Below are 19212 nucleotides of genomic sequence, written 5' to 3' on the forward strand. Positions count from 1 at the left end.
GGGCGGCCTCAGGCCATCCCGGCCGCCCGCTGCGCCGCCCGGACCGCGTTGCGGAACAGCATCGCCACCGTCGTCGGGCCCACCCCGCCGACCCGCGGCGTGATCGCCCCCGCCACCGCGGCACACGACTCGTCGACGTCCGGCAGCAGGCGCCGCCCCTCGTACCGCACGCCGCCGCCGACCACCACCGCGCCCGGGCGCACGTGCTCCGGCTGGATGATGCCCGGCACGCCCGCCGCCGCCACCAGGATCTCCGCCCGCCGCGTGTAGCGGGGCCAGTCCGCCACCCCGGTGTGCACCACCGTCACCGCCGCGTTGGCCGTGGGGCGCTTCTGCGCCAGCAGCATCGCCAGCGGCCGGCCCAACGTGGCGCCCCGGCCCAGGATCACCACCTCACGGCCCGACACCGGCACCCCGTGGTACGCCAGCAGCGCCTCGATGCCCGCCGGCGTGCACGGCAGCGGACCCGGCAGGCCCAACGCCAGCCGGCCCATGTTCACCGGATGCATCCCGTCGACGTCCTTGTCCGGGTCGAGGACCTGCAACGCCCGGTCGTAGTCCAGGTGCCCCGGGATCGGATGCTGCACCAACACCCCGTGCACGTCCTTGTCGGCGTTGAAGCCCGCCAGCACCGCGTGCAGGTCCGCCTGCGACGCCGAGGCGGGCAGGTGCACGTGCGGGGAGACGAACCCCAGCTCCGCCGCCTGCCGCTGCTTGATCCGGATGTAGCCGGCGCTGGCGTCGTCGTCGCCCACCAGGACGGTCGCCAGGGCCGGGGTCACGCCGGCGGCGCGCAGCGCCTGCACGGCCTCGGTGACCTCCGCCAGCACCTGGTCCGCCACCGGTTTGCCGGACAGGATCCGGGCGGTCGTTTCCACAGAAGACATGGCTCACCTCGCCCGCGGAGGCCCAGGCGGTCGACCCCCGCGACGAGCTCCCCGATGGTTGCTGCCATCCCCGTGCCGCCAGTCGCGTCCACGCTCAGCCTGCCACATCCCACCCGCCGACCGCACGCGACACCTCCCACCAGCCGGGCAGAGCCGCCAGCACCTCGTCGGCCCGCCGCCGCCGGTCGGCCGCCGAGGCCACCCCCAGGTCCGCCACCGCCGCCTCGAACGCCGGCCGCAACACCACCTCCCGCGCCGGCGCGTCCGCGGCCAGGATCGTGTGGCAGCGGGCGTACGTCGCCACGATCCAGAACATCGCCTCCCGGTGCGCGCCCGCCGCGACCAGCTCCGCGCCGCCGTCCACCACCACCGGCCGGGCCGCCGGCGTGATGTCCGCACCGAAGGCGAACGGCGTACGCGCCACGCGTGCCGCCTCGTCGAACGTGCGCGCCAGCCCCGCCAGATGCTCCCGCACCCGGGCGGGGGACATGCCACCGCCGTCCAGCCAGCCGAGCAGTTCCCGGTATCGGTCGGCCAGCCCGTGCCCGGCCAGCACCTGCCGGGCCAGCACGTACCGGCGGCGGACCGTCGGGTCCCGCCGTGCCGCCACCACCGGCAGCAGCGCCGTCAGCGACGTGGGGAACAACCACGCGGTCACCTGGGTGTGCAGCGGCGCGGTGTCGTCGAGCCGTCGGAGCCCGTCCTCGACGCGCCGGCGTACCCCGGCGCACCGCCGTCGCACCCACCCCGGGTCGGTGAACCCGGCCGCCACCCGATCCCGGATCGCCGCCAGCCGGCCCGTGGGGTCCGCGATCACGGTGTCGGTGCGGAACATCGGCGCGTACACCCACGACCCGAGCACGTCGTCGGCCGACCCGAGGTCCGCCCAGGTCAGCTCGCTGACCTCCAGCAGCACCCCGCGGTGGCGGAACTTGCCCAGCTTCCCGCCCGGCTCGTCGCGCACCAGCAGGACGTCCACGTCGGACGACGCGGGCAGCACCGCCTGCTCCGGCAGCGCCACCGTGGAGCCGCTGAAGAAGGCGCCCCGCACGGCCGGGTCGTGGCGCATCCGCTCGCGTACCCAGTCGACCGCCACCGCTTTCGCCGCGCCCACCCGCATCGGGCAATGCTGCCATGGCGGCGGCCGGTGGCTACGCCCCGGCGAGGGGGAACTCGTCGAACAGCACCACCCGGGCGGCCGGATCGGCGGTGTCGAAGCGATACGAGCGGACCAGTCCGTCGGCGGTGTTCAGCAGCGTGAACACGGTGATCTCGTTGCTCGCCACGTAGGGCAGGGCGGTGCCGTCCGGGCCGGTCAGCGGCGCGACGGTGGGGACGACCGGGGCCAACCCACCCGGGTCGCCCTGCTGGACGTACCCGGGCGGCAGCTCACGCGACCGGCCGGACGTGACGTCGTAGGCGCCGTAGCTGTTGCCGACGTTGGAGGTCTCCAGCCAGTGCACCCCGGCCGCGTTGCGGAACCGGTTCCACACGTGTGAGTGTCCGTTGAGGACCAGGTGGACCTGCGCCGCGCTGAGCAGCGGCTCGACGTCGCGCAGGATGTGGTCGTCGCCGAGTGGATAGTGGTAGGTGATCCCACCCGGCCGCACCGTCGGCACCGGGTCGGTGAACGGCGGCGCGCAGTGGTGACCGAGCCCGTGGCTCGGGTGGTGGAACATCACCACCCGGTACCGGGCCGCCCGGGCCGCGGGGGACGCCAGTTCGTTCGCCAGCCAGCGGTACTGCGCCGAGCCGCGGGCGATCGGTGCGAAGATGAACTGGCCGTGCCCCCACCGCTGCGGGCGGTCGACGTCCTGGGCGGCCTCCTGGAACTTGCCCCGCCCGATCGGCTTCGGCGAACGCCACACCGCCGTGGCGAACAGGCTGATCAGATGGACGTCGCCGATCGTCCGTGACCACCAGCGCGGCCCGCCCGCGTCGCTGCGCGGCACCGGAAACAGCTCCCCGTAGGTGGTGACGTCCCAGTCGTCGGGCCGGGCATCGTTGAACTGCTCCTCCAGCGAGCCGGTCTCCGACCAGCGCCCCATGACCTCGTGGTTGCCGATGGCCGGGTAGAGCGGGGTGTTCGGCAGGATCGGCGCGCCCGGCCAGCGGCCGGTCGCCCGGCCGGCGAAGCTGGCGAAGAAGGCCGGCCGGCGGGTGCTGTCGAACCAGTCGCTGGCCCGGTCCGGCACGTTGACCATGTCACCGGCCATCAGCACGCCGTCCAGGGCGGTGCCGGCCGTCTCGCCGACCTGGGCCAGGTTCGCCGGGACCATCGGCATGAGTTGGTGGTCGCTGGTCAACAGCAGCCGGACCGGTCGTCCCGGCGGCACCGCCGGAGCCAGGCTGTAGCTGGCCGTGACGGTGATCTGTCCGTCGTCGTCGATCGACACCACGCGGTACGGCAGGCGCCCCGCCGGCAGCCCGCCGACCTCGGCCAACTGCCGGTACACCGGGCGCCGGGTCACCCCGGCGTACGCCCGGCCCGGCACCGACGATTCGGCGTCCTCCCGCATCCGCGACAGGGGCCGGGTCTCGGCGCGGAACCGCCGCCACCCGCCACCGGACTCGGCGGGACCGGTCGCGGCGGCGTACGCCTCCTGCTCGGTCATCTCCGGCACGTCCACGCCGACCAGGACGACCTGGCACCGGCCGGCGCGCTCGGTGTGCCAGAGCACGTGGACTCCGTCCGGCTGCGGGTCGAGCAGGTACGGTTCGCACAGCAACGTCACCGCACGAGTATGCGGGCCGCCCGCTCCGCGCTGCGTCCCGTGGCACTGTCCGGGCCCGCGAGTAGGAGAACCTCCACCGCGGCGGGCCGAGCCTCCCGTTCTGCTGAGGAGTCGTCACCCGCCGGACGGTGGCTGTTCGGTCGGCGCGGCCGCCCAGCCCGGGCGGACGAGACCTGTCTCGTAGGCCAAAATCACGAGCTGAACTCGATCTCGGACGTCGAGCTTGGCGATGGCCCGAGTGATGTGGGTTTTCACCGTCAGTGGGCTGATCACGAGGTGACCGGCGATGGCGTCGTTGGACAGGCCGCTCGCCACCAACCGGACGATCTCCCGTTCGCGCTCCGTGAGTGCGGCGAGCCGCGCCGAACCGGTGTCGGCCGCCGGCCGGTGAGCGAGTTGCGCAATCACGCGGCGGGTAACGCCCGGTGAGAGCAGCGCTTCACCGGCCGCCACGACCCGGACGGCCCGGCGCAGGCCCTCCGGGTCGATGTCCTTGGTGAGGAACCCGCTTGCCCCTGCCGCCAGGGCGGTGAAGACGTACTCATCTGTTTCGAAGGTGGTGAGGATGACCACCCGGCTGCCCTGCAGTTGCCGGTCGGCGACGATCTGCCGGGTGGCGGCGATCCCGTCCATGCCCGGCATCCGAATGTCCATCAGCACCACGTCGGGCCGCAGCGCCCGGGCGGTGCGGACTGCCTCGTCCCCGGTCGATGCCTCATCGAGGACGACGATGTCGCGGTCCCGCTTGAGCAGACTGCGGAACCCGGAACGAACCAAGTGCTGGTCGTCCGCGAGGAGCACGGTGATCGCCATGGTCACCCGGTCACCGGAATCGACGCATGCACCGTGAACCCGGACTCGGCGGCTGGACCGGCACGCAGGGAACCGCCGAGCGCGTTGACGCGTTCACGCATCCCGGCGATGCCATGCCCGGCGGAGTCCGCGTTCCCGGGTTCGCCGGCCGGTCCGCTGATCTTTGGGAGGTCTATATCGCTGGTGGTGGCAGTCCAGCCGACCTTGGCGCACGTGCCGTTGTCGGTGACGGTGACGGTGACCCGGGCCTGTTCGTAGCACAGTGCCACCACGGCCCGGGTTGCCCCAGCGTGGCGGACGGTGTTGGTCAACGCCTCCTGCACGATCCGGTAACTGGCCAGCGCCACCGGGGCGGGCACCGCCGACCGGTCGCCGGTCTCCTGCAGCTCCACGTCGATCCCGGCAGCACGCACCTGCTCGACCAGGATGGCCAGCCCGTCCAACTGGGCCGCCGGCGACTCGATCGTCGGCGCGGACCCGTCGCGCAACACATCGACCAGTGCCCGCAGGTCCGCCATCGCCTTGCCGCGCACGTCCTGGGCCAACTGGAGCGCGTCCCTGGCCTCATCGGGCGCCGACTCCAACGCGTCCAAGGCCACGTTGAGGTGCACCCCGACCACGGCGAGGGTGTGCGAGACCAGGTCATGCAGCTCGCGTGCGATCCGTACCCGCTCCTCCGCCCGCCGGCGCCGGGCGTCAAGCTCGCGTTCGTACGCGGATTGCGCTACCCGGGCGGCCAGTTCCTGCTGCCAGCCGCGCCGGTTGCGGTACGCGACACCGATCGTCACCACGAGAGCCAGCCAGAACACCTCGCCACCGACCCGGCCGACCACCAGATTCGGGCTGTACCCGAGCACCGCCCACTCCCAACTGGCGGCATAGGCCACAACGACCGCGCCGATGCCGACAGCCCAGCCGATGCGCCCGATCATGACAGCGTGGGCGAACAGGACGGTGGCCGGCCAGACCCAACCTCCCTCCACCAGGCCGGCACCCCGCATCGCCGTCACCGCCGCCACCGAAGCGAGCAGAGTGACCAAGGGCCACCGCCGACGCAGCATCACCAGAATGGCGAGGGTCTCGGCCAGCGGAACTGCGCCGTACACGGTCACGCTGCCACCGGTGAGCGCGATTCCCGTCGGCACGCCGACCAGGGTCAGCACGGCCAGGACCGCGGTGACGGCCCAACGCGGCAACCCGGTCCACATCGTAGGCAGCGCGGTGGAGGAGCGTTCCATCGATGCAGCCGCCTGTGTCATCAGAGGATTATCCTCCCCGCGCGATACGGCGCAGCCCGCCCGCCGCGACAGCGAGCCAGCCGACGTAGGCCCACACCATCACCCGCTCGGCGAGACCGGTGATGGTTGCCCACGGTCCGACCGCCAAGGAGGGGCCGCCCTGCACGTCGAGGAACGTGATCATGAACAGGACGAACGCGACCACTGACAGCGCCGTAGTAACGGCCAGCCCACCGGCGACCGAACGCCACCGGGAGTCCCGGCGCCACACCCGGCTGAGCACGACCGCAGCTGCGGGCAGGACCGCGAAGGCAAGCAGCCCGGCAACGCCGTGCAGCGTGCCGGCCGTAGTCGGCGGCTTGTCCCAGTGGCCGGGCGGGTCGGCAGGAAACACGCCGGCGACCAACAGAGCAGACGTCCAGACACCGAGCAGCACCAGACCGGCACGACGCCCGCGGGTGTACGCAGCAGCCAGCCACGTCAGTGTCCCCGAGGCGACAGCCAGGGCCAGCACGCCGAGCGGAACCAGCCACCCGCCACGCGGAGCGTGCACATAGTGGCTGATCATCGCCTCGGCCGGGCTCCAATCCGGGTTGATCCCGTCGACTACAGCGAAGCCGATCAGCGGCAAGGCCAGCCCACCTAGCACGCCCTCCACGGCAATCCGGCGGGCGGTGCGCGCCGAGCCCGGCACCGCTGCGGGCTCGATCGACTGTGGTCCAGGGGATGTCGGCGAAGTGTCGGCCGGGCCAGCGCTCAACATGGAGCCTCCTCACTCGGGAATGCTCCGACGCTATGAAATCCCGGCCTGCGTCGCGTCATCCCAGGGATGTCACCTTGATCGACGCCGATCGAGTACCGCCTACACCAATCGGTGTAGCCGTCGCCCGCTCCTGAAACGCGAGCCGACAGCCAAGCACTGGGTCAGTCACCAGCCGGCGATGGTGCTGCCCACCCGTGATCGCCGGACTGCTGGTCGCGGCGGCACTCGGCCCGAGCACCACCGGCGCCGCCGTCGCGGTCGCCGCCACCGCCTGGGCACCACTGGCCGCGCACACCGCCGCCCTCGTCCAAGACGAACGCGGCAGCGGCCACGTGCAGGCCAGCCGCGTGCTCGGGGCGAGCCCCACCCGCATCCTCCGCACCCACGTGCTACCCGGGGTGCTACCCGCGGTCACCCGCCACGCCGTCCTACGGCTGCCCGGCATCGCCCTGGCGATCGCCTCCCTCGGCTTCGTCGGCCTCGGCGCCCAGCCACCCACCCCGGAATGGGGACTCCTGCTCGCCGAGGCCATGCCGTACGTCGAACGCGCCCCCTGGGCCGCGCTCGCCCCCGCCACCGCGCTGGCGCTGCTCGGCGCCTTCGCCGTCACCACCGCCACGACCATCGGGCCCCGTCAGCGCCGCACCGCCGCCCGGCAGTCCACCAGGCAAGCCCCGCCGGCCGACACATGCACTGCGGTTTGAGGGTTTGGCCGAGGATTCCCGGCCGGCAAGCAGAAAAGTCTCAAAGGGCGGGTCAACGATACGGTAGAGGTCATGGCTAACCCTCCCGCACCCGGCCGCTCCCACGACGCCCCGCCGCACCTCGCCGGACCCGCACCGACCGCCGACGAGATCGCCGACCGCATCCTCGCCCTGCCCGAGGTCACCGTCATCGTCGCCGACGAAGCCTCGGGCGCCCCACCCGTGAGCTGGGGATACCGGTTCTTCTTCGTCGGCCCCGACCGCCGCCGGCCGTTCGCCACCCTCGCCGAACACGACATGCCCGGCTTCGACGACAACTCCCACCTCGACCGGCCCGGCGTCTACCGGCTCAACCTCGACCTCGGCCGCGCCGAGTTCGAACGCCACTTCGGCTACCCACCCGCCCAGTTCACCGACCACCGGCCCTCGCTCGACGCCACCACCCTCGACGAGATCCAGCCCCACCCCGTCTACGGCACCCACGGATGGGCGTGCGTCCTCAACCCCGGCATCGCCAGCCTCACCGAGACCCAACGGCTGCTCGCCTATGCCCACGACCGGGCGCTGCAACGACACCGCCGCACCCTCGACCGCCGGCACCGCCCCGACTGATCCCGGTCACGAGGCCGCCTGCCAGTGGTACGTCCACGGCGGCCCCGACCCGACCACCGGCTCCCGCACGTACAGGCCGTCGCCGACCACATCGACCTCACCGGGGTGCAACTCGGCCGGCGGGTCGCCGCGATCGTCCAGCTCCACGGTCGCGGTCCGCCCGTCGGCCGGCCCACCCACGATCGGGACATCAGCTACCTCTCGCATACGTGCAGCATCACGCCCCAGCCCCCGACGACACCCCGAACCGGCGAAGCTCACCCGCCCGATCAGGAATCGTCGCCGCGCCCACCCACCAGCACCGCCAACGCACGATTCGTGCGGTTCGACCGCACCGCCGCCCGCTGCTGACCCGCCGTCACCTCGATGTACGTCTGCGACGACGCCAACGACGCATGCCCCAGCAACCGCATGATCTCCGCCGCGCTCGCCCCGTCCTCCGCCAACCGCGTCGCGAACGTATGCCGCAACGCGTGCAGCCGCGCCCCCCGCGGCACCCGGTCACCGATCCCCGCCCGCCGGTAGCAGGACTCCACCAGATACTGCAGGCCACCCCGACGCAACGGCTCACCCCGCCGGTCCACCAGCAAGGGCGAGTCCGGCCGTACGCTGCGTGCGCCGAACCGGCGCCGGCGACTGTCCAGGTAGTCCGCCAGCACCCGATCCACACCTGACTCGATCGGCACGGTCCGGGGGCGGCCGCCCTTGCCCGCCACGTCCACCCGCCGCTCGCCGGGCCGGCCGGCCAGCGACGCCACCCGCAACGCCAACAGCTCCGACAGGCGCAGCCCCGCGCACAGCGCCAGCGACAGCACCGCCAGGTCGCGCTCGGGCCACGGGTCGCGCTGCCGGCCGTCGTCCCGGGCCACCGCGGCCAGGAGTTCCTCCGGGGTGTCCTCGCCGCGCAGCGGCTTGGGCTGGGGGAGCGGGGTGCGGGGCCGCCCCACCGCCGGCATCGGATTTCCCGGTACGACCCCCTCCGCCACCAGGAAGGTGAAGAAGCTGTTCCAGGTGGACCAGGCCCGGTGCACGGAGGCGGCGGCGCGCGGGGCGGCGAACCGGGCGAACGCCGCCCGCATGACCCGGGGGGAGAGGGCGGCGATCGGCAGTTGATCGAGGGGGAGGGGAGTGGTTTCGTCCTCGCTGACCAGGGCCGCGATGGTGGTGAGGTCCCGCCGGTACGCGGCGAGGGTGTGGGGGGAGGGCTTGCGGGTGGCCCGGGCGGTCAGGAACTCCTCGATCAATCGCCCGACCGACTCGTCCGGTTTGTCATGCATAAGGCATATTATGCATGATTTTCGCGTTCGGGTCACGCCGCCAGCAGGGGGAGCAGGGCGCAGCCGCCGGCAGTCAGGCGGGGTCGGCCACGGTCTCGCCGGGCTCGGCGGGTCGCCCGCCAGCCGGTCAGCGCCAGATAGAACTGGTGACCGCCGAACCCGCTCAGCGGGGCGACGAGCAGCCTCAGCCAATTTGTCCCCGGCGGCAGCGGCAAGGGGGACGGTGACGGCCAGCAGGACCAGCGCGACGATCACCCGCCGCACGGCTGTGCGGGTGGGGGCGGGTTCGCCCATCTCCAGCACCCCGGGTGGGCGCGCGGGCAGGCCTTCCTGCAGGCGCTCGAGTTCGGCGACGGTGCCGATAGCGTGCCGGCGGCCCGGCCCGGCCGCGTACGTGGCGATCGCCTTGGCCACGAAATCCGCGTTGGCGCCCTCGAAGACGACCTCGTCGCGCGCCAGCGTCCACCCCACGGGATCATCAGGGCGCCGGCTGCCTTGGCGGCCTCGATCCCGCTGGGCCGCAGGGTCAACCCGGCACCCCGCCAGTACGCCCGGCAGGTCTCGGCGAGGATGCCGCCGAAGAGCAGCCCGCCGGCCAGGCCGAGCCAGGTCTCCTGGATGAGTGCCAGGAAGAAGCCGGTGAACTGCAGGCAGGTCAGGCCCCAGGAGGAGGCCGTTGGCGTGGACCGGCGTCCGGAAGCTCCGGTCGCGCTCGTCGACCAGGAAGGCCGCCGGCGGGCGCCGGTTGCGCCGCCAGCCTGCGATCAGGGCCGCCACGAGCAGGATTCCCGCGCTCGTCACGCAGGCGATGTAGACCGGCACCGGATACCAGGCACTGGCGACCAGTTCGGCGGCGACGATCCCGAGCCCTGCGACGATGACCTTGCGCCTGTTCACCACGCGACGGTACGGGCGGGGCGGCTGGCGCGGAGCGGCCGACCGGCCCCTTGAAGATCATCCGGGCCGCCCGCCTGGCTCGCCGAATACCCTGTCAGGGAAGGGTCCGTCGGTCTTACTTGACATAATGTTCATTATCGAATGTCAGCGGAAGCGTGTTCAGGCGGCGTGACGCGCCACCTAGCGGGTGGTCCCTCACCTCGGTTGCAAGCCCTGGTGAGGGACCGCCCGCTCGTTCAGGCAGTCAACAACGGACTTCCTGGTCAGAAGCCCAGGCGGCCGGTGCCCCCCACGACGGGCAGCGTCAGCGCACTGCCATTCAGGTACACGGTGACCTGGCTGCCCACCGCGGCCGCGTCGCGCGCCGGGCGGTTGGACGTCGGGTTCGCGTTGTAGTTGCCGGTGATGACGACGCCGATCCGGTGTCCGGCCGGGATGACGTGCTCGGACGGGAGGGTCTTCCACCGCACGTTGTACTCCTCGCCCGGCGTCAGCGCGTGGCTCCGCCGAATGTCGGGCGAGTTCTTCACGTCGATGTGGCCCCAGGCCAGGACGCGCTCCGGCGTGATCGCGACGCTCGCCTCCATCGGCTCGGCGCACCCGGTCCGATCGGCCAGGTCCGCGGGCTCGCAGGACTCCTGCACCACCTCCAGCGGGTCCTTGCCCGCCACGGTGACGGTCGGTCCCGCGCCGTAGTCGACGAGGAGGGCCGACAGCAGCGCCGTCCCGGCCGTCGTCGACATCCGGACCGCCAGCTCCGGCGTGCCGGAGAGGCGTACGTCCGCAGCGAGCGGTGGGGTCACGTACGCGAGCCGGCCGGGCTTGGTCTGCTCCGCGTTACCGATCTTGACTGCCTGCGACTCGATCTGGTCGACGAAGCTCTGCGAGGGGTTGCCCTTCGGCGCGTTGAGCGACAGGGTGCCCGCCGCGTCGGCCGTCGTCGGACCGAAGCGCAGGTCCACCTTCTCGGCGGCGGCGTCCGGCCAGGTCGAGTGGGTTTCCCAGGTGCCGTCGGGACGCTGGATGTCCGCCATCGGCTCGTCCATGATCCCGTTGGGGATGTCGTACAGCCAGTGGTCCATCCACCTGTGCATGACCGCCTGCCACTCGGGGAGCCGGAAGCTGGTCGGGTTCACGTGCGCGCCGCGGTGGAGCCAGATCTTGCGCGGCATCTGGCGCTTCTCGACCTCACGCCACAGATCGGCGAAGTGCATGGTCTTGACGTTGAAATCGGTGAGACCGTGAACCATGAACACGGACGTCTCCGCTGTCTTGATCTTGTTGGCGTCGGGCAGGTAGTTCCGCTGCTGCCAGAACGGGGTGAAGTCGGAGGCGCTGGCCTGCTCGGCGTCGCCGAGCCCGGTGATGACCGACTCGCAGGCCGGCGCCGACGCGGAACCCGGTAGCGTCCGGCCGACGGAGACGTAGTCGGCGAGGTACTCGGTGTACCGGAAGTTGACGTTCTCGCTCCAGGTCGACCACGCGATCCCCTGGTCGTTCACGTACCGGTACCAGCTGGAGATCGCGGAGATGGGCACCACGGTCCGCAGGCCGGGTACGCCCTGGGTGGCGACCGCGTTGGGCAGGGTGCCGACGTAGGACACGCCCTGCATTCCTACGTTCCCGGTGCTCCAGTCGGCGACCGCCGCGCTGCCGTCGTGGTGGAAGCCCGGCGCGCGGCCGTTGAGCCAGTCGACAACCGCCTTGATGCTGATCGTGTCCTCGGGTCCGCCGGTGGTCGGGCAGCCGAAGGACCGTGAGGTGCCCTGCATCTCCACTTGGACGACGGCGTAGCCCCGGGGGACGAAGTACTCGTCCCACCAGCCGGGGAATCCGCGGGTCTTGTCCGGCAGTGGGTCGCCGGGGTCCCGGCCGTAGTAGGGGCTGGCCTCCATGATGGTGGGCACCCGCAGGCCCTCCTCGGTCTCGGCCGGCCGGATGACGTCGACCTCGATCAGATCCCGGCGACCGTCGGCGTCACTGTCCATCGGCGCCTCGACGTAGACGACCTCCTGGACCGCCTCGGCGTAGGAGAAGACCGGTTGGGTCACACCGTTTTCGATGACGATCCCGGGTGTGTCCGCTGTCGCGCTCGCCGAGGCGGGCGCACCCATGATCACCACCCCGACGACAGTTCCGACGGCTAGCAATCGCCGCACAACTCCCATGTCCCTACCTCCGTCAGCTCCAGAGACACATGGTTGATACAGCGTGATCGATATTGATCGAGCGGGTCAATGACCATCCGTAGCGGAGGGCCTCTTGTCCGTTACGACAGATGTCGTGCTGTGCCGAGTGTTCCGGCGAGTTCGTCGGCTTCGGCCACCGGTTCCTCACGCGCGCGTCGGGACGTAGACTGCTCGCGTGGTCCCCCTCGAAGCCGTCGCCGCCGCGTACGGTCGTTGGACCACGCCGGACCTGCCGCTGTACGGCAGCGACCACGATCGCTCCGACTTCGCTCCCTGACCGGGCCCGCTCCTGCGCCCACCGTCCGGTCAATTCCCCATCTCCCGGGAGCGTCTCGTCATGCCCGTGTCCGACAACACCCATCTGATCCCGCCCGCGGGCGGTTCCTCCGCAATCCCTCCACGCCCGGCCGACACCTCGGCCGCGGCGGTGCTCCGCGCGCCACGGACCGCCCGGGTCCTGGCCGCCAGCATGCTCGGCCGGATTCCGCTCGGCGCGGCTCCGCTCGCCCTGCTGGTGTTCGCCCGGGAGACGATGACGCTGACCGTCGCGGGCCTGCTGGTCGCCGCGTTCACCGCCGGTACCGCGGTCGGGCAGCCGATGCTCGCCCGCATGGCGGACCGTTGGCGCCAGCCGCCGGTGCTGTGGCTGGCCATGACCGCGTCGACGGTCGGTTTCGCGCTCACCGCCGCGCACGTCAATCTTGCGGTGACGGTGTTCGCGGCCGGGCTGGCCGGGGCGGGCGCGCCGCCGTTCGAGTCGTGCCTGCGGGTGCTCTGGCGCGACCTGCTTCCCGCGCACCAGGTGCAGACCGCGTACACCCTGGACATCGCAGTGCAGGAAGTGATCTTTATTCTTGGTCCGGTGGTCACGCTCGGCGCCGTGGGATTGGTCGGTCCGGCCGGTGGTCTGGCCGCGGCCGCGCTCGTGCAGGGTGTCGGCACCGTCTGGTTCGCCACGACCGACGCGGTGCGGCGCTGGCGGGGCGAGCCGGCGCCGCGACACTGGGCGGGGCCGCTGCGGGCCGGCCGGCTGCGGTTGACTCTCGGTGCGCTGTTGCTGGTCGGAGCGGCGGTAGGGAGCGTGACCGTCGCCGTGGCCGGGTATGCCGAGTCGGCCGGAGCCAGGTCCTGGGCGGGCTGGCTGCTGGCCGCGCAGGCGACCGGGGCGTTGGTCGGGGGCCTGCTGTACGTGCGTTTCGCCGGGCTGCGCCGGCACGCCACGCTCCCCCGCGCCATCGGCGTGTTCGCGGTCGGTTACCTGCCGTTGCTGCTGACTCCGGCGCCGGCGGTGATGCTGGTGCTGATGGCGGTCAGCGGTGTCGCGTTGCCGCCGCTGTTGACCATCGCCTTCGTGGTGATCGACGAGGCGGCACCGGCGGGCACGGTGGCCGAGGCGTTCGCCTGGGCGGCCACTGCGTTCTCGGTCGGCAGCGCGGGTGGTGCGGCGGCGGGCGGGGCGCTGGTGGATGCGGTGGGGCGGCCGGTGTTCGGCTTTCTGATCGCCCCGCTGGCCGCTGCCGTGGCCTCCTGGATCGCGGTGGTGGGTCAGCGGCGCCGGCGATCCGTGTCGCCATGAGCGGCCTGCCTTGCCGGGGCGCCTGACCCACTCGGCGGTTTGGGGCGAGATGGCCTTGCTCCCGGCGACGTGTCGCACGGTGACCTGCTGGCGGCAGGGCGTCCTGACGGGGTCGGGTGGCGCGGCCGGGGAGGAAGCGCCCCGACCGTTCGGCTCACGGTTTCGACCGTCCGGCGCGTGGTGGGTTTGGGCGCGGAGTGCGGTGGGGGCATGTAGGGGTGACGTTTCTCGGCCTCTTCCGGGGAGGAAGCAGCATGCTTTCCGCACTCGATCGTCGGCACACCGTCGCGCCGCCGGGGTACAGCCGTTGGCTGATTCCGCCGGCGGCGTTGGCGATCCATCTCTGCATCGGGCAGGTCTACGCGACGAGCGTGTACAAGACCTCGCTGATCGCTCATTTCGGGGCGAGCCAGACGGCGGTCGGGGTCATCTTCAGCATCGCGATCGTGATGCTGGGGTTGTCGGCGGCGGTGGCGGGCACGTGGGTGGAGGCGAGCGGGCCGCGGAAGGCGATGTTCGTGTCGGCGTGTTTCTGGGCGGCCGGGTTCCTGGTCGGTGCGTTGGGCATCGCGACGCGGCAGTTGTGGCTGCTGTATCTCGGGTACGGGGTGCTGGGTGGGATCGGTCTGGGGATCGGGTACATCTCCCCCGTCTCCACGTTGATCAAGTGGTTTCCGGACCGGCCGGGCCTGGCGACGGGGTTGGCGATCATGGGGTTCGGTGGTGGGGCGATGGTGGCCTCTCCCCTGTCCCGGCAGTTGCTGTCGTTCTACGACGCGGGGTACGACCCGGCGAACGCGGCCTCGACGGCGTCGGGGGCGGCGCTGGTGTGGTTGTTCGTGACGTTGGGCGTCGGCTACTTCGTGATCATGATGTTCGGGGTGTTCAACGTGCGGGTGCCGGCGGCGGGCTGGCGGCCGGCGGGGTTCGATCCGGCGCGGGTGGCGGCGAAGCCGCTGGTGACCACGGCGAGCGTGTCGGCGGCGAATGCGGTGAGGACCCGGTCGTTCTGGTTGCTGTGGGTGGTGTTGTTCTGCAACGTGACCGCTGGTATCGGGATCCTGGAGCAGGCCAGCCCGATGATCCAGGACTTCTTCCGCGACGGTGGGACGTCGTCGGTGTCGGTGGCGGCGGCCGGCGGGTTCGTGGGGCTGCTGTCGCTGTTCAACATGGGCGGCCGGTTCGTGTGGTCGTCGACGTCGGACGTGATCGGCCGTAAGCCGATCTATCTGGTGTATCTGGGTGTCGGGATGGTGCTGTATGTGCTGCTGGCCGTGGTCGGGCACGCGGCGACGGCGTTGTTCGTGCTGCTGGCGTGCGTGATCCTGTCGTTCTACGGGGGTGGGTTCGCGACGGTGCCGGCGTATCTGCGGGATCTGTTCGGCACGTTCCAGGTGGGGGCGATCCATGGCCGGCTGTTGACGGCGTGGTCGGCGGCGGGGGTCGCCGGGCCGCTGATCGTGAACGGGTTCCTGGACGCCCAGGGCAAGCCGGGGACGTTGACGGCGGCGGCGTATCGGCCGGCGTTGTTCACGATGGTCGGGGTGCTGGCGGTGGGGTTCGTGGCGAACCTGTTGATCCGGCCGGTGCCGGAGCGGTTCCACGAGCCGGCGGCGGGCCGGGACGTGGTCGAGGATGTGGTGGCGGAGAGGAGCGGTACGCGATGAGCGAGGGCAACCCGCGGGGGCAGCAGGCCCGGTTGGTGGTCTCCTGGCTGGTGGTGTCGGTGCTGCTGGGCTACGGGGTGGTGCAGACGGTGATCACCGCGGCGAAGCTGTTCACCAGCTGAGGCCTTAGGACGGGCGGCCCCGGGCAGCACGCCCCGGGCCGCGGGCGCGTGGGGTCAGAGGCCGCCGGCGATGCGCAGGACGGCGCCGGTGGTGTAGGAGGCGTCGGGGCCGAGGAGGAAGGCGATGGCGCCGGCGATCTCGTCGGGTTCGCCGGCGCGGCCGAGCGGGATGCGGCCGGCGGCGGTGTCGGGGCGGTCGGGTACGCCGGACAGGGCGTGGATGTCGGTGCGGATGATGCCGGGGGCGACGGCGTTGACCCGGATGCCGTGCGGGGCGAGTTCCTTGGCCAGGCCGACGGTGAGGGTGTCGGTGGCGGCCTTGACGGCGGCGTAGTGGATGTATTCGCCGGGGCTGCCGAGGGTGGCGGCGGCGGAGGAGACGTTGACGATGGCGCTGCCGCGGGTCATCCGGCGGGCGGCCTGCTGCGCGCACAGCACGTATCCGATGAGGTTGACGTCGACGACCCGGCGCAGGTCGTCGAGGCGCAGCTCGGTGAACGGGCCGATCGGGCTGGTGACGCCGGCGTTGTTGACCAGGCCGGTGAGGGGGCCGAGGTCGGCGGCGGCGTCGAAGAGGGCGGCGACCTGGTCGGGGTCGGTGGTGTCGGCGGGCACGGCGACGCCTTGGCGGCCTGCGGCGTGGATGTCGGCGAGGACAGCCGCGGCGGCGTCGTGGTCGCGGCGGTAGCCGATGGCGACGTGGTGCCCGGCGGCGGCGAGGCGGCGGGCGGTGGCGGCGCCGATGCCGCGGCTGCCGCCGGTGACGACGGTGACCGGATCCACTGTTGCCCCTCCCCTGCTGTGGCTGCTGGGCCGACGTTACCGTGGCCGGCCCTGGCCTGCGGCGGGGAAGATCACACGGGGGGCTGATCTTCCCCGTGTCGCAGCCGGCTGGTATCAAGGCTGCAATCAAACGTGTGTACGGAAGAGGGCGTGTGATGGCGGGCCAGGGTTTGTCCACTGACGAGGTGCAGGGGATTCGGGAGGCGTTGGCCGCGGGCCGTAAACCGAAGGTGGTGTTCACGGCGGCGGCGGGTCAGATGGCGGGTCAGGTCGGCCAGGTGGTGGAGCTGACCGATCCGGAGGTGTCCGAGGAGTTCGTGGTGGTGCGGTTCGGCCGCGACGAGCTGCCCTTCTCCCCCGCCGACGTGGCGATGGCGCCGCGCGGCGCGGGCCGCAAGCCGGCGGAGCCGAAGCCGGAGGTCGAGGAGCCGCCGGCGCCGGCGGAGCCGGAGTTCGTGCTGGACACGCCGCGGGTGCCGGCGCCGCGCCGGGAGGAGCCGAAGGTGGAGCAGCAGGTGGAGGCCAAGCCGGCGCGTCGGGCGGTGAAGGCGGCGAAGCCGAAGAGCCCGGCCGGGCTGACGGTCACCCTGGCGTACGCCGAGGGTGAGTGGACGGTGGCGGCGCAGCAGGGCGCGAAGGCCCTCGCCAAGCCGTACGTGGTGAAGCCGGCGGAGGCGTTGCGGATGGTGGCGCTGGTGGACGTGCCGGGGGTGCAGGAGGCGGTGGAGCAGATCCTGGCGGCGGAGCGGGCGGAGGCGGAGCAGCAGGCGGAGAAGCTGCGTGCGGAGCTGGCGGAGATCGAGGCCCGGCTGGCGGAGCTGCGCGAGGCGCACTAGGGGCCTCAGAGCGCGGCGGTCAGCCGTTCGACCACGGTGGCGGCTGGGCCGGTGCCGGCGTGCCGGTAGCCGGTGCCGGCCCATAGGTGCACCCGGTCGGGGTGGCCGGCGTCGGCGGCCGCCGCGCGCATGCCCCGGGTCAGGTGGTGCAGCTCGGGGTAGCCGAGCGGGGCGGTCGGCTCGTACCGGTCGATGAAGGTGTTGCGCAGGCCCCGCGCGGGTCGGCCGGTGAAGGCGCGGGTGAGCACGGTGCTGGTGCGGGCCGGGTCGGCCAGGGCGTCGCGGTGGGTGCGGCTGGCTCCGCTCTCGTCGGTGCGCAGCAGCAGCGTGCCGACGGCCACGGCGGCCGCGCCGGCGGCGAGTAGGTCGCGTACGTCGGTGGGGCCGGCGACGCCGCCGGCGGCCACCACGGGCAGCCCGGTGGCGGCGGCGACGTCGCGGACGAGTGCTCGGGTGGAGGTGGGCGGGGCGGGCCGGCGTGGGGTGTGGGTGCCGCTGTGCCCGCCCGCCTCGGTGCCCTGGGCGACCAGCCCGTCGACGCCGAGGTCGCGGGCGGCGAGGGCCTCGGCGACCGAGGTGACGGTGACCAGCACCCGGGAGCCGGCGCGGCGCAGCGCCGCGAGGGCCGCCGGGTCGGGCAGCCCGAAGGTGAAGCTGACCAGCGGCACCGGGTGCCGCACCAGCAGGTCGATCTTGTCGGGCCAGTGGTCGTCGTCGTGGACCAGCGGCGCGTCGGCCAGGTCGAGGTCGTACGGTTCGCCCTCGGCGGCGATCTGCCGGGCGTACCGGCGGAAGGTGGTGTCGTCGATCTCGGCGGGGCCGGGCACGAACAGGTTCACCCCGCACGGGGTGCCGGTGGCGGCCAGGTCGGCCAGGTCGGCGGCGACCGCGTCGGGGGTCTTGTAGCCGGCCGGGAGGAAGCCGAAGCCGCCGGCTGCGGTGACGGCGCGTACCAGGGCCGGGGTGGTGGCGCCGCCGCCCATCGGGGCGCCGACGAGCGGGGTCGCGCTGCCGGACAGGCGGGTCCACGGTGCGTCGGTCACTCGGCTCACTGTAGTGCGCGGGGCCGGGGTGACGGGTCGTCCCGGCCCCGCGTGCGGGCTCAGTGTTGTGGGATGTTGGCCACGCCGATGCGCTTGCGGAACACCCAGTACGTCCAGCCCTGGTAGGCCAGCACGATCGGGGTGAACACCACCGCCACCCAGGTCATGATCTTCAGGGTGTAGGGGGTGGAGGCGGCGTTGCTGGCGGTCAGGGTGCCGGTGGCGTCCAGGGTGGACGGCAGCACGTTGGGGAACAGTGCGGCGAACAGGGTCGCCACGGCCAGGCCGATCGCCACGGCGGTGCCGGTGAAGGCCCAGCCCTCCCGGCGTACCCGGGCGGCGGCGACACCGCCGAGCAGGGCGAGGGCGGCGCCGGCGGCGAGCACGACGGCGGCCGCGCTGGAGCGGATGGACAGGGTCCAGGCCAGGAAGGCCACCGCCACCAGGGCGGTGCCGGCGCCGAGTTTGACGGCGAGGGTGCCGGCGCGGGCGCGGATGTCGCCGGTGGTCTTCAGGGCGAGGAACATCGCGCCGTGGGTGAGGAACAGGCCCAGGGTGGTCACCCCGCCGAGCAGGGCGTACGGGTGCAGCAGGTCGAGCAGGCCGCCGACGTACTCGTGGTCGGCGGAAAGTGGCACGCCGCGCAGGATGTTGGCGAAGGCGACGCCCCAGAGGATCGCCGGCAGCAGCGAGCCGAAGAAGATGGCCTGGTCCCAGCGGCGCTTCCAGGACGCCTCGGGGCGCTTGTGCCGGTATTCGAAGGCGACCCCGCGGGCGATCAGGGCGAGCAGGATCAGCAGCAGCGGCAGGTAGAAGCCGGAGAAGAGGGTGGCGTACCACTCGGGGAAGGCGGCGAACATGGCGCCGCCGGCGGTGATCAGCCAGACCTCGTTGCCGTCCCAGACCGGGCCGATGGTGTTGATCAGGACGCGGCGTTCCCGGTCGTCGCGGCCGAGGACGGGCAGCAGCATGCCAACGCCGAAGTCGAAGCCTTCGAGGATGAAGTAGCCGGTGAAGAGCACGGCGACGAGGAGAAACCAGACGGTGGTCAGTTCCACGATGGGCTCCGG

General features: G+C 72.4%; 18 protein-coding genes. 6 read left to right on the top strand and 12 right to left on the bottom strand.

Going from position 1 to position 19212, the window contains the following annotated elements; translation table 11 throughout:
• Positions 1–8: 8 nt before the first annotated feature.
• From ABZ783_RS16680 to ABZ783_RS16705, 6 genes are all read right to left on the bottom strand, one after another.
• A complete protein-coding gene (locus ABZ783_RS16680; RefSeq protein WP_357438625.1) occupies positions 9–887 on the bottom strand; it encodes a tetrahydrofolate dehydrogenase/cyclohydrolase catalytic domain-containing protein in 879 nt (292 codons plus the stop codon).
• 94 nt (positions 888–981) lie between these two features.
• Positions 982–2007, bottom strand: coding sequence for a hypothetical protein (locus tag ABZ783_RS16685; protein WP_357438627.1), 1026 nt, complete (start codon positions 2005–2007; stop codon positions 982–984).
• Positions 2008–2038: 31 nt separating this feature from the next.
• Positions 2039–3622, bottom strand: coding sequence for a metallophosphoesterase (locus ABZ783_RS16690; RefSeq protein WP_357438629.1), 1584 nt, complete (start codon positions 3620–3622; stop codon positions 2039–2041).
• Positions 3623–3736: 114 nt separating this feature from the next.
• On the bottom strand, positions 3737–4435 hold the full coding sequence (locus tag ABZ783_RS16695) for a response regulator transcription factor (protein WP_357438632.1): 699 nt from the start codon (positions 4433–4435) through the stop codon (positions 3737–3739).
• A 2-nt stretch (positions 4436–4437) separates the two neighbouring features.
• Complete coding sequence (locus ABZ783_RS16700; protein ID WP_357438635.1) at positions 4438–5694, bottom strand: histidine kinase; 1257 nt, start codon at positions 5692–5694, stop codon at positions 4438–4440.
• Between the two features lie 7 nt (positions 5695–5701).
• Positions 5702–6436, bottom strand: a complete 735-nt coding sequence (locus ABZ783_RS16705; protein ID WP_357438638.1) for a DUF998 domain-containing protein — start codon at positions 6434–6436, stop codon at positions 5702–5704.
• 194 nt (positions 6437–6630) lie between these two features.
• Between ABZ783_RS16705 and ABZ783_RS16710 the strand changes: the two genes are divergently transcribed.
• Together ABZ783_RS16710 and ABZ783_RS16715 are read left to right on the top strand one after the other, a co-directional pair.
• Positions 6631–7140, top strand: a complete 510-nt coding sequence (locus ABZ783_RS16710) for an ABC transporter permease subunit (protein WP_357438639.1) — start codon at positions 6631–6633, stop codon at positions 7138–7140.
• 72 nt (positions 7141–7212) lie between these two features.
• Positions 7213–7752: a DUF6194 family protein gene (locus ABZ783_RS16715; RefSeq protein ID WP_357438642.1), complete on the top strand. Its 540-nt coding sequence runs from the start codon at positions 7213–7215 to the stop codon at positions 7750–7752.
• A 6-nt stretch (positions 7753–7758) separates the two neighbouring features.
• On the opposite strand, the gene ABZ783_RS16720 is transcribed toward ABZ783_RS16715, so the two are convergent.
• The 3 genes from ABZ783_RS16720 to ABZ783_RS16730 all read right to left on the bottom strand — a co-directional run bounded on the left by ABZ783_RS16720 (position 7759) and on the right by ABZ783_RS16730 (position 12040).
• Positions 7759–7959 carry a hypothetical protein gene (locus ABZ783_RS16720; protein ID WP_357438645.1) on the bottom strand — a complete coding sequence of 67 codons (201 nt, stop codon included), beginning with the start codon at positions 7957–7959 and terminating at the stop codon, positions 7759–7761.
• Between the two features lie 62 nt (positions 7960–8021).
• Positions 8022–9029 (bottom strand): tyrosine-type recombinase/integrase, encoded by a 1008-nt coding sequence (locus tag ABZ783_RS16725; RefSeq protein WP_357438648.1) that lies wholly within the window; start codon positions 9027–9029, stop codon positions 8022–8024.
• 1160 nt (positions 9030–10189) lie between these two features.
• A complete protein-coding gene (locus ABZ783_RS16730) occupies positions 10190–12040 on the bottom strand; it encodes a CocE/NonD family hydrolase (RefSeq protein ID WP_357438650.1) in 1851 nt (616 codons plus the stop codon).
• Between the two features lie 412 nt (positions 12041–12452).
• Here ABZ783_RS16730 and ABZ783_RS16735 point away from each other — a divergent pair, with 412 nt between their 5' ends.
• From ABZ783_RS16735 to ABZ783_RS16745, 3 genes are all read left to right on the top strand, one after another.
• The gene (locus ABZ783_RS16735) at positions 12453–13691 is read left to right on the top strand and encodes an MFS transporter (RefSeq protein ID WP_357438653.1); all 1239 of its coding nucleotides are present in this window, start codon (positions 12453–12455) and stop codon (positions 13689–13691) included.
• A 254-nt stretch (positions 13692–13945) separates the two neighbouring features.
• A complete protein-coding gene (locus ABZ783_RS16740) occupies positions 13946–15358 on the top strand; it encodes an OFA family MFS transporter (protein ID WP_357438656.1) in 1413 nt (470 codons plus the stop codon).
• Entirely contained in the window at positions 15355–15480 is a 126-nt protein-coding gene (locus tag ABZ783_RS16745; RefSeq protein ID WP_274534520.1) for a hypothetical protein, read from the top strand. Before ABZ783_RS16740 ends, ABZ783_RS16745 begins: the two co-directional genes overlap by 4 nt.
• A 54-nt stretch (positions 15481–15534) precedes the next feature.
• Here the strand turns inward: ABZ783_RS16745 and ABZ783_RS16750 are convergent, their stop codons facing one another.
• Positions 15535–16263 (bottom strand): SDR family oxidoreductase, encoded by a 729-nt coding sequence (locus ABZ783_RS16750; protein ID WP_357438659.1) that lies wholly within the window; start codon positions 16261–16263, stop codon positions 15535–15537.
• A 155-nt stretch (positions 16264–16418) separates the two neighbouring features.
• On the opposite strand from ABZ783_RS16750, the gene ABZ783_RS16755 reads away from it, so the two are divergent.
• Positions 16419–17099: a hypothetical protein gene (locus ABZ783_RS16755; protein WP_357438662.1), complete on the top strand. Its 681-nt coding sequence runs from the start codon at positions 16419–16421 to the stop codon at positions 17097–17099.
• Positions 17100–17104: 5 nt separating this feature from the next.
• Here the strand turns inward: ABZ783_RS16755 and ABZ783_RS16760 are convergent, their stop codons facing one another.
• The gene (locus ABZ783_RS16760; RefSeq protein WP_357438665.1) at positions 17105–18142 is read right to left on the bottom strand and encodes a nitronate monooxygenase; all 1038 of its coding nucleotides are present in this window, start codon (positions 18140–18142) and stop codon (positions 17105–17107) included.
• A 59-nt stretch (positions 18143–18201) separates the two neighbouring features.
• The gene (gene cydB, locus ABZ783_RS16765; protein WP_357438668.1) at positions 18202–19200 is read right to left on the bottom strand and encodes a cytochrome d ubiquinol oxidase subunit II; all 999 of its coding nucleotides are present in this window, start codon (positions 19198–19200) and stop codon (positions 18202–18204) included.
• Between the last annotated feature and the right edge of the window lie 12 nt (positions 19201–19212).

Origin of the sequence: Micromonospora sp. NPDC047738, assembly GCF_040642675.1 — a bacterium.
GTDB lineage: Bacteria > Actinomycetota > Actinomycetes > Mycobacteriales > Micromonosporaceae > Micromonospora.

Excerpts from the sequence above, each read along its gene's own strand:
- ABZ783_RS16720 (WP_357438645.1), bottom strand. The coding sequence starts at position 7,959 with ATGCGAGAGGTAGCTGATGTCCCGATCGTGGGTGGGCCGGCCGACGGG.
- ABZ783_RS16740 (WP_357438656.1), top strand. The coding sequence starts at position 13,946 with ATGCTTTCCGCACTCGATCGTCGGCACACCGTCGCGCCGCCGGGGTAC.
- ABZ783_RS16695 (WP_357438632.1), bottom strand. The coding sequence starts at position 4,435 with ATGGCGATCACCGTGCTCCTCGCGGACGACCAGCACTTGGTTCGTTCC.
- ABZ783_RS16680 (WP_357438625.1), bottom strand. The coding sequence starts at position 887 with ATGTCTTCTGTGGAAACGACCGCCCGGATCCTGTCCGGCAAACCGGTG.
- ABZ783_RS16745 (WP_274534520.1), top strand. The coding sequence starts at position 15,355 with ATGAGCGAGGGCAACCCGCGGGGGCAGCAGGCCCGGTTGGTGGTCTCC.
- ABZ783_RS16735 (WP_357438653.1), top strand. The coding sequence starts at position 12,453 with ATGCCCGTGTCCGACAACACCCATCTGATCCCGCCCGCGGGCGGTTCC.
- ABZ783_RS16730 (WP_357438650.1), bottom strand. The coding sequence starts at position 12,040 with ATGGGTGCGCCCGCCTCGGCGAGCGCGACAGCGGACACACCCGGGATC.
- ABZ783_RS16755 (WP_357438662.1), top strand. The coding sequence starts at position 16,419 with ATGGCGGGCCAGGGTTTGTCCACTGACGAGGTGCAGGGGATTCGGGAG.
- ABZ783_RS16715 (WP_357438642.1), top strand. The coding sequence starts at position 7,213 with ATGGCTAACCCTCCCGCACCCGGCCGCTCCCACGACGCCCCGCCGCAC.
- ABZ783_RS16725 (WP_357438648.1), bottom strand. The coding sequence starts at position 9,029 with ATGCATGACAAACCGGACGAGTCGGTCGGGCGATTGATCGAGGAGTTC.
- ABZ783_RS16705 (WP_357438638.1), bottom strand. The coding sequence starts at position 6,436 with ATGTTGAGCGCTGGCCCGGCCGACACTTCGCCGACATCCCCTGGACCA.
- ABZ783_RS16685 (WP_357438627.1), bottom strand. The coding sequence starts at position 2,007 with ATGCGGGTGGGCGCGGCGAAAGCGGTGGCGGTCGACTGGGTACGCGAG.
- ABZ783_RS16700 (WP_357438635.1), bottom strand. The coding sequence starts at position 5,694 with ATGACACAGGCGGCTGCATCGATGGAACGCTCCTCCACCGCGCTGCCT.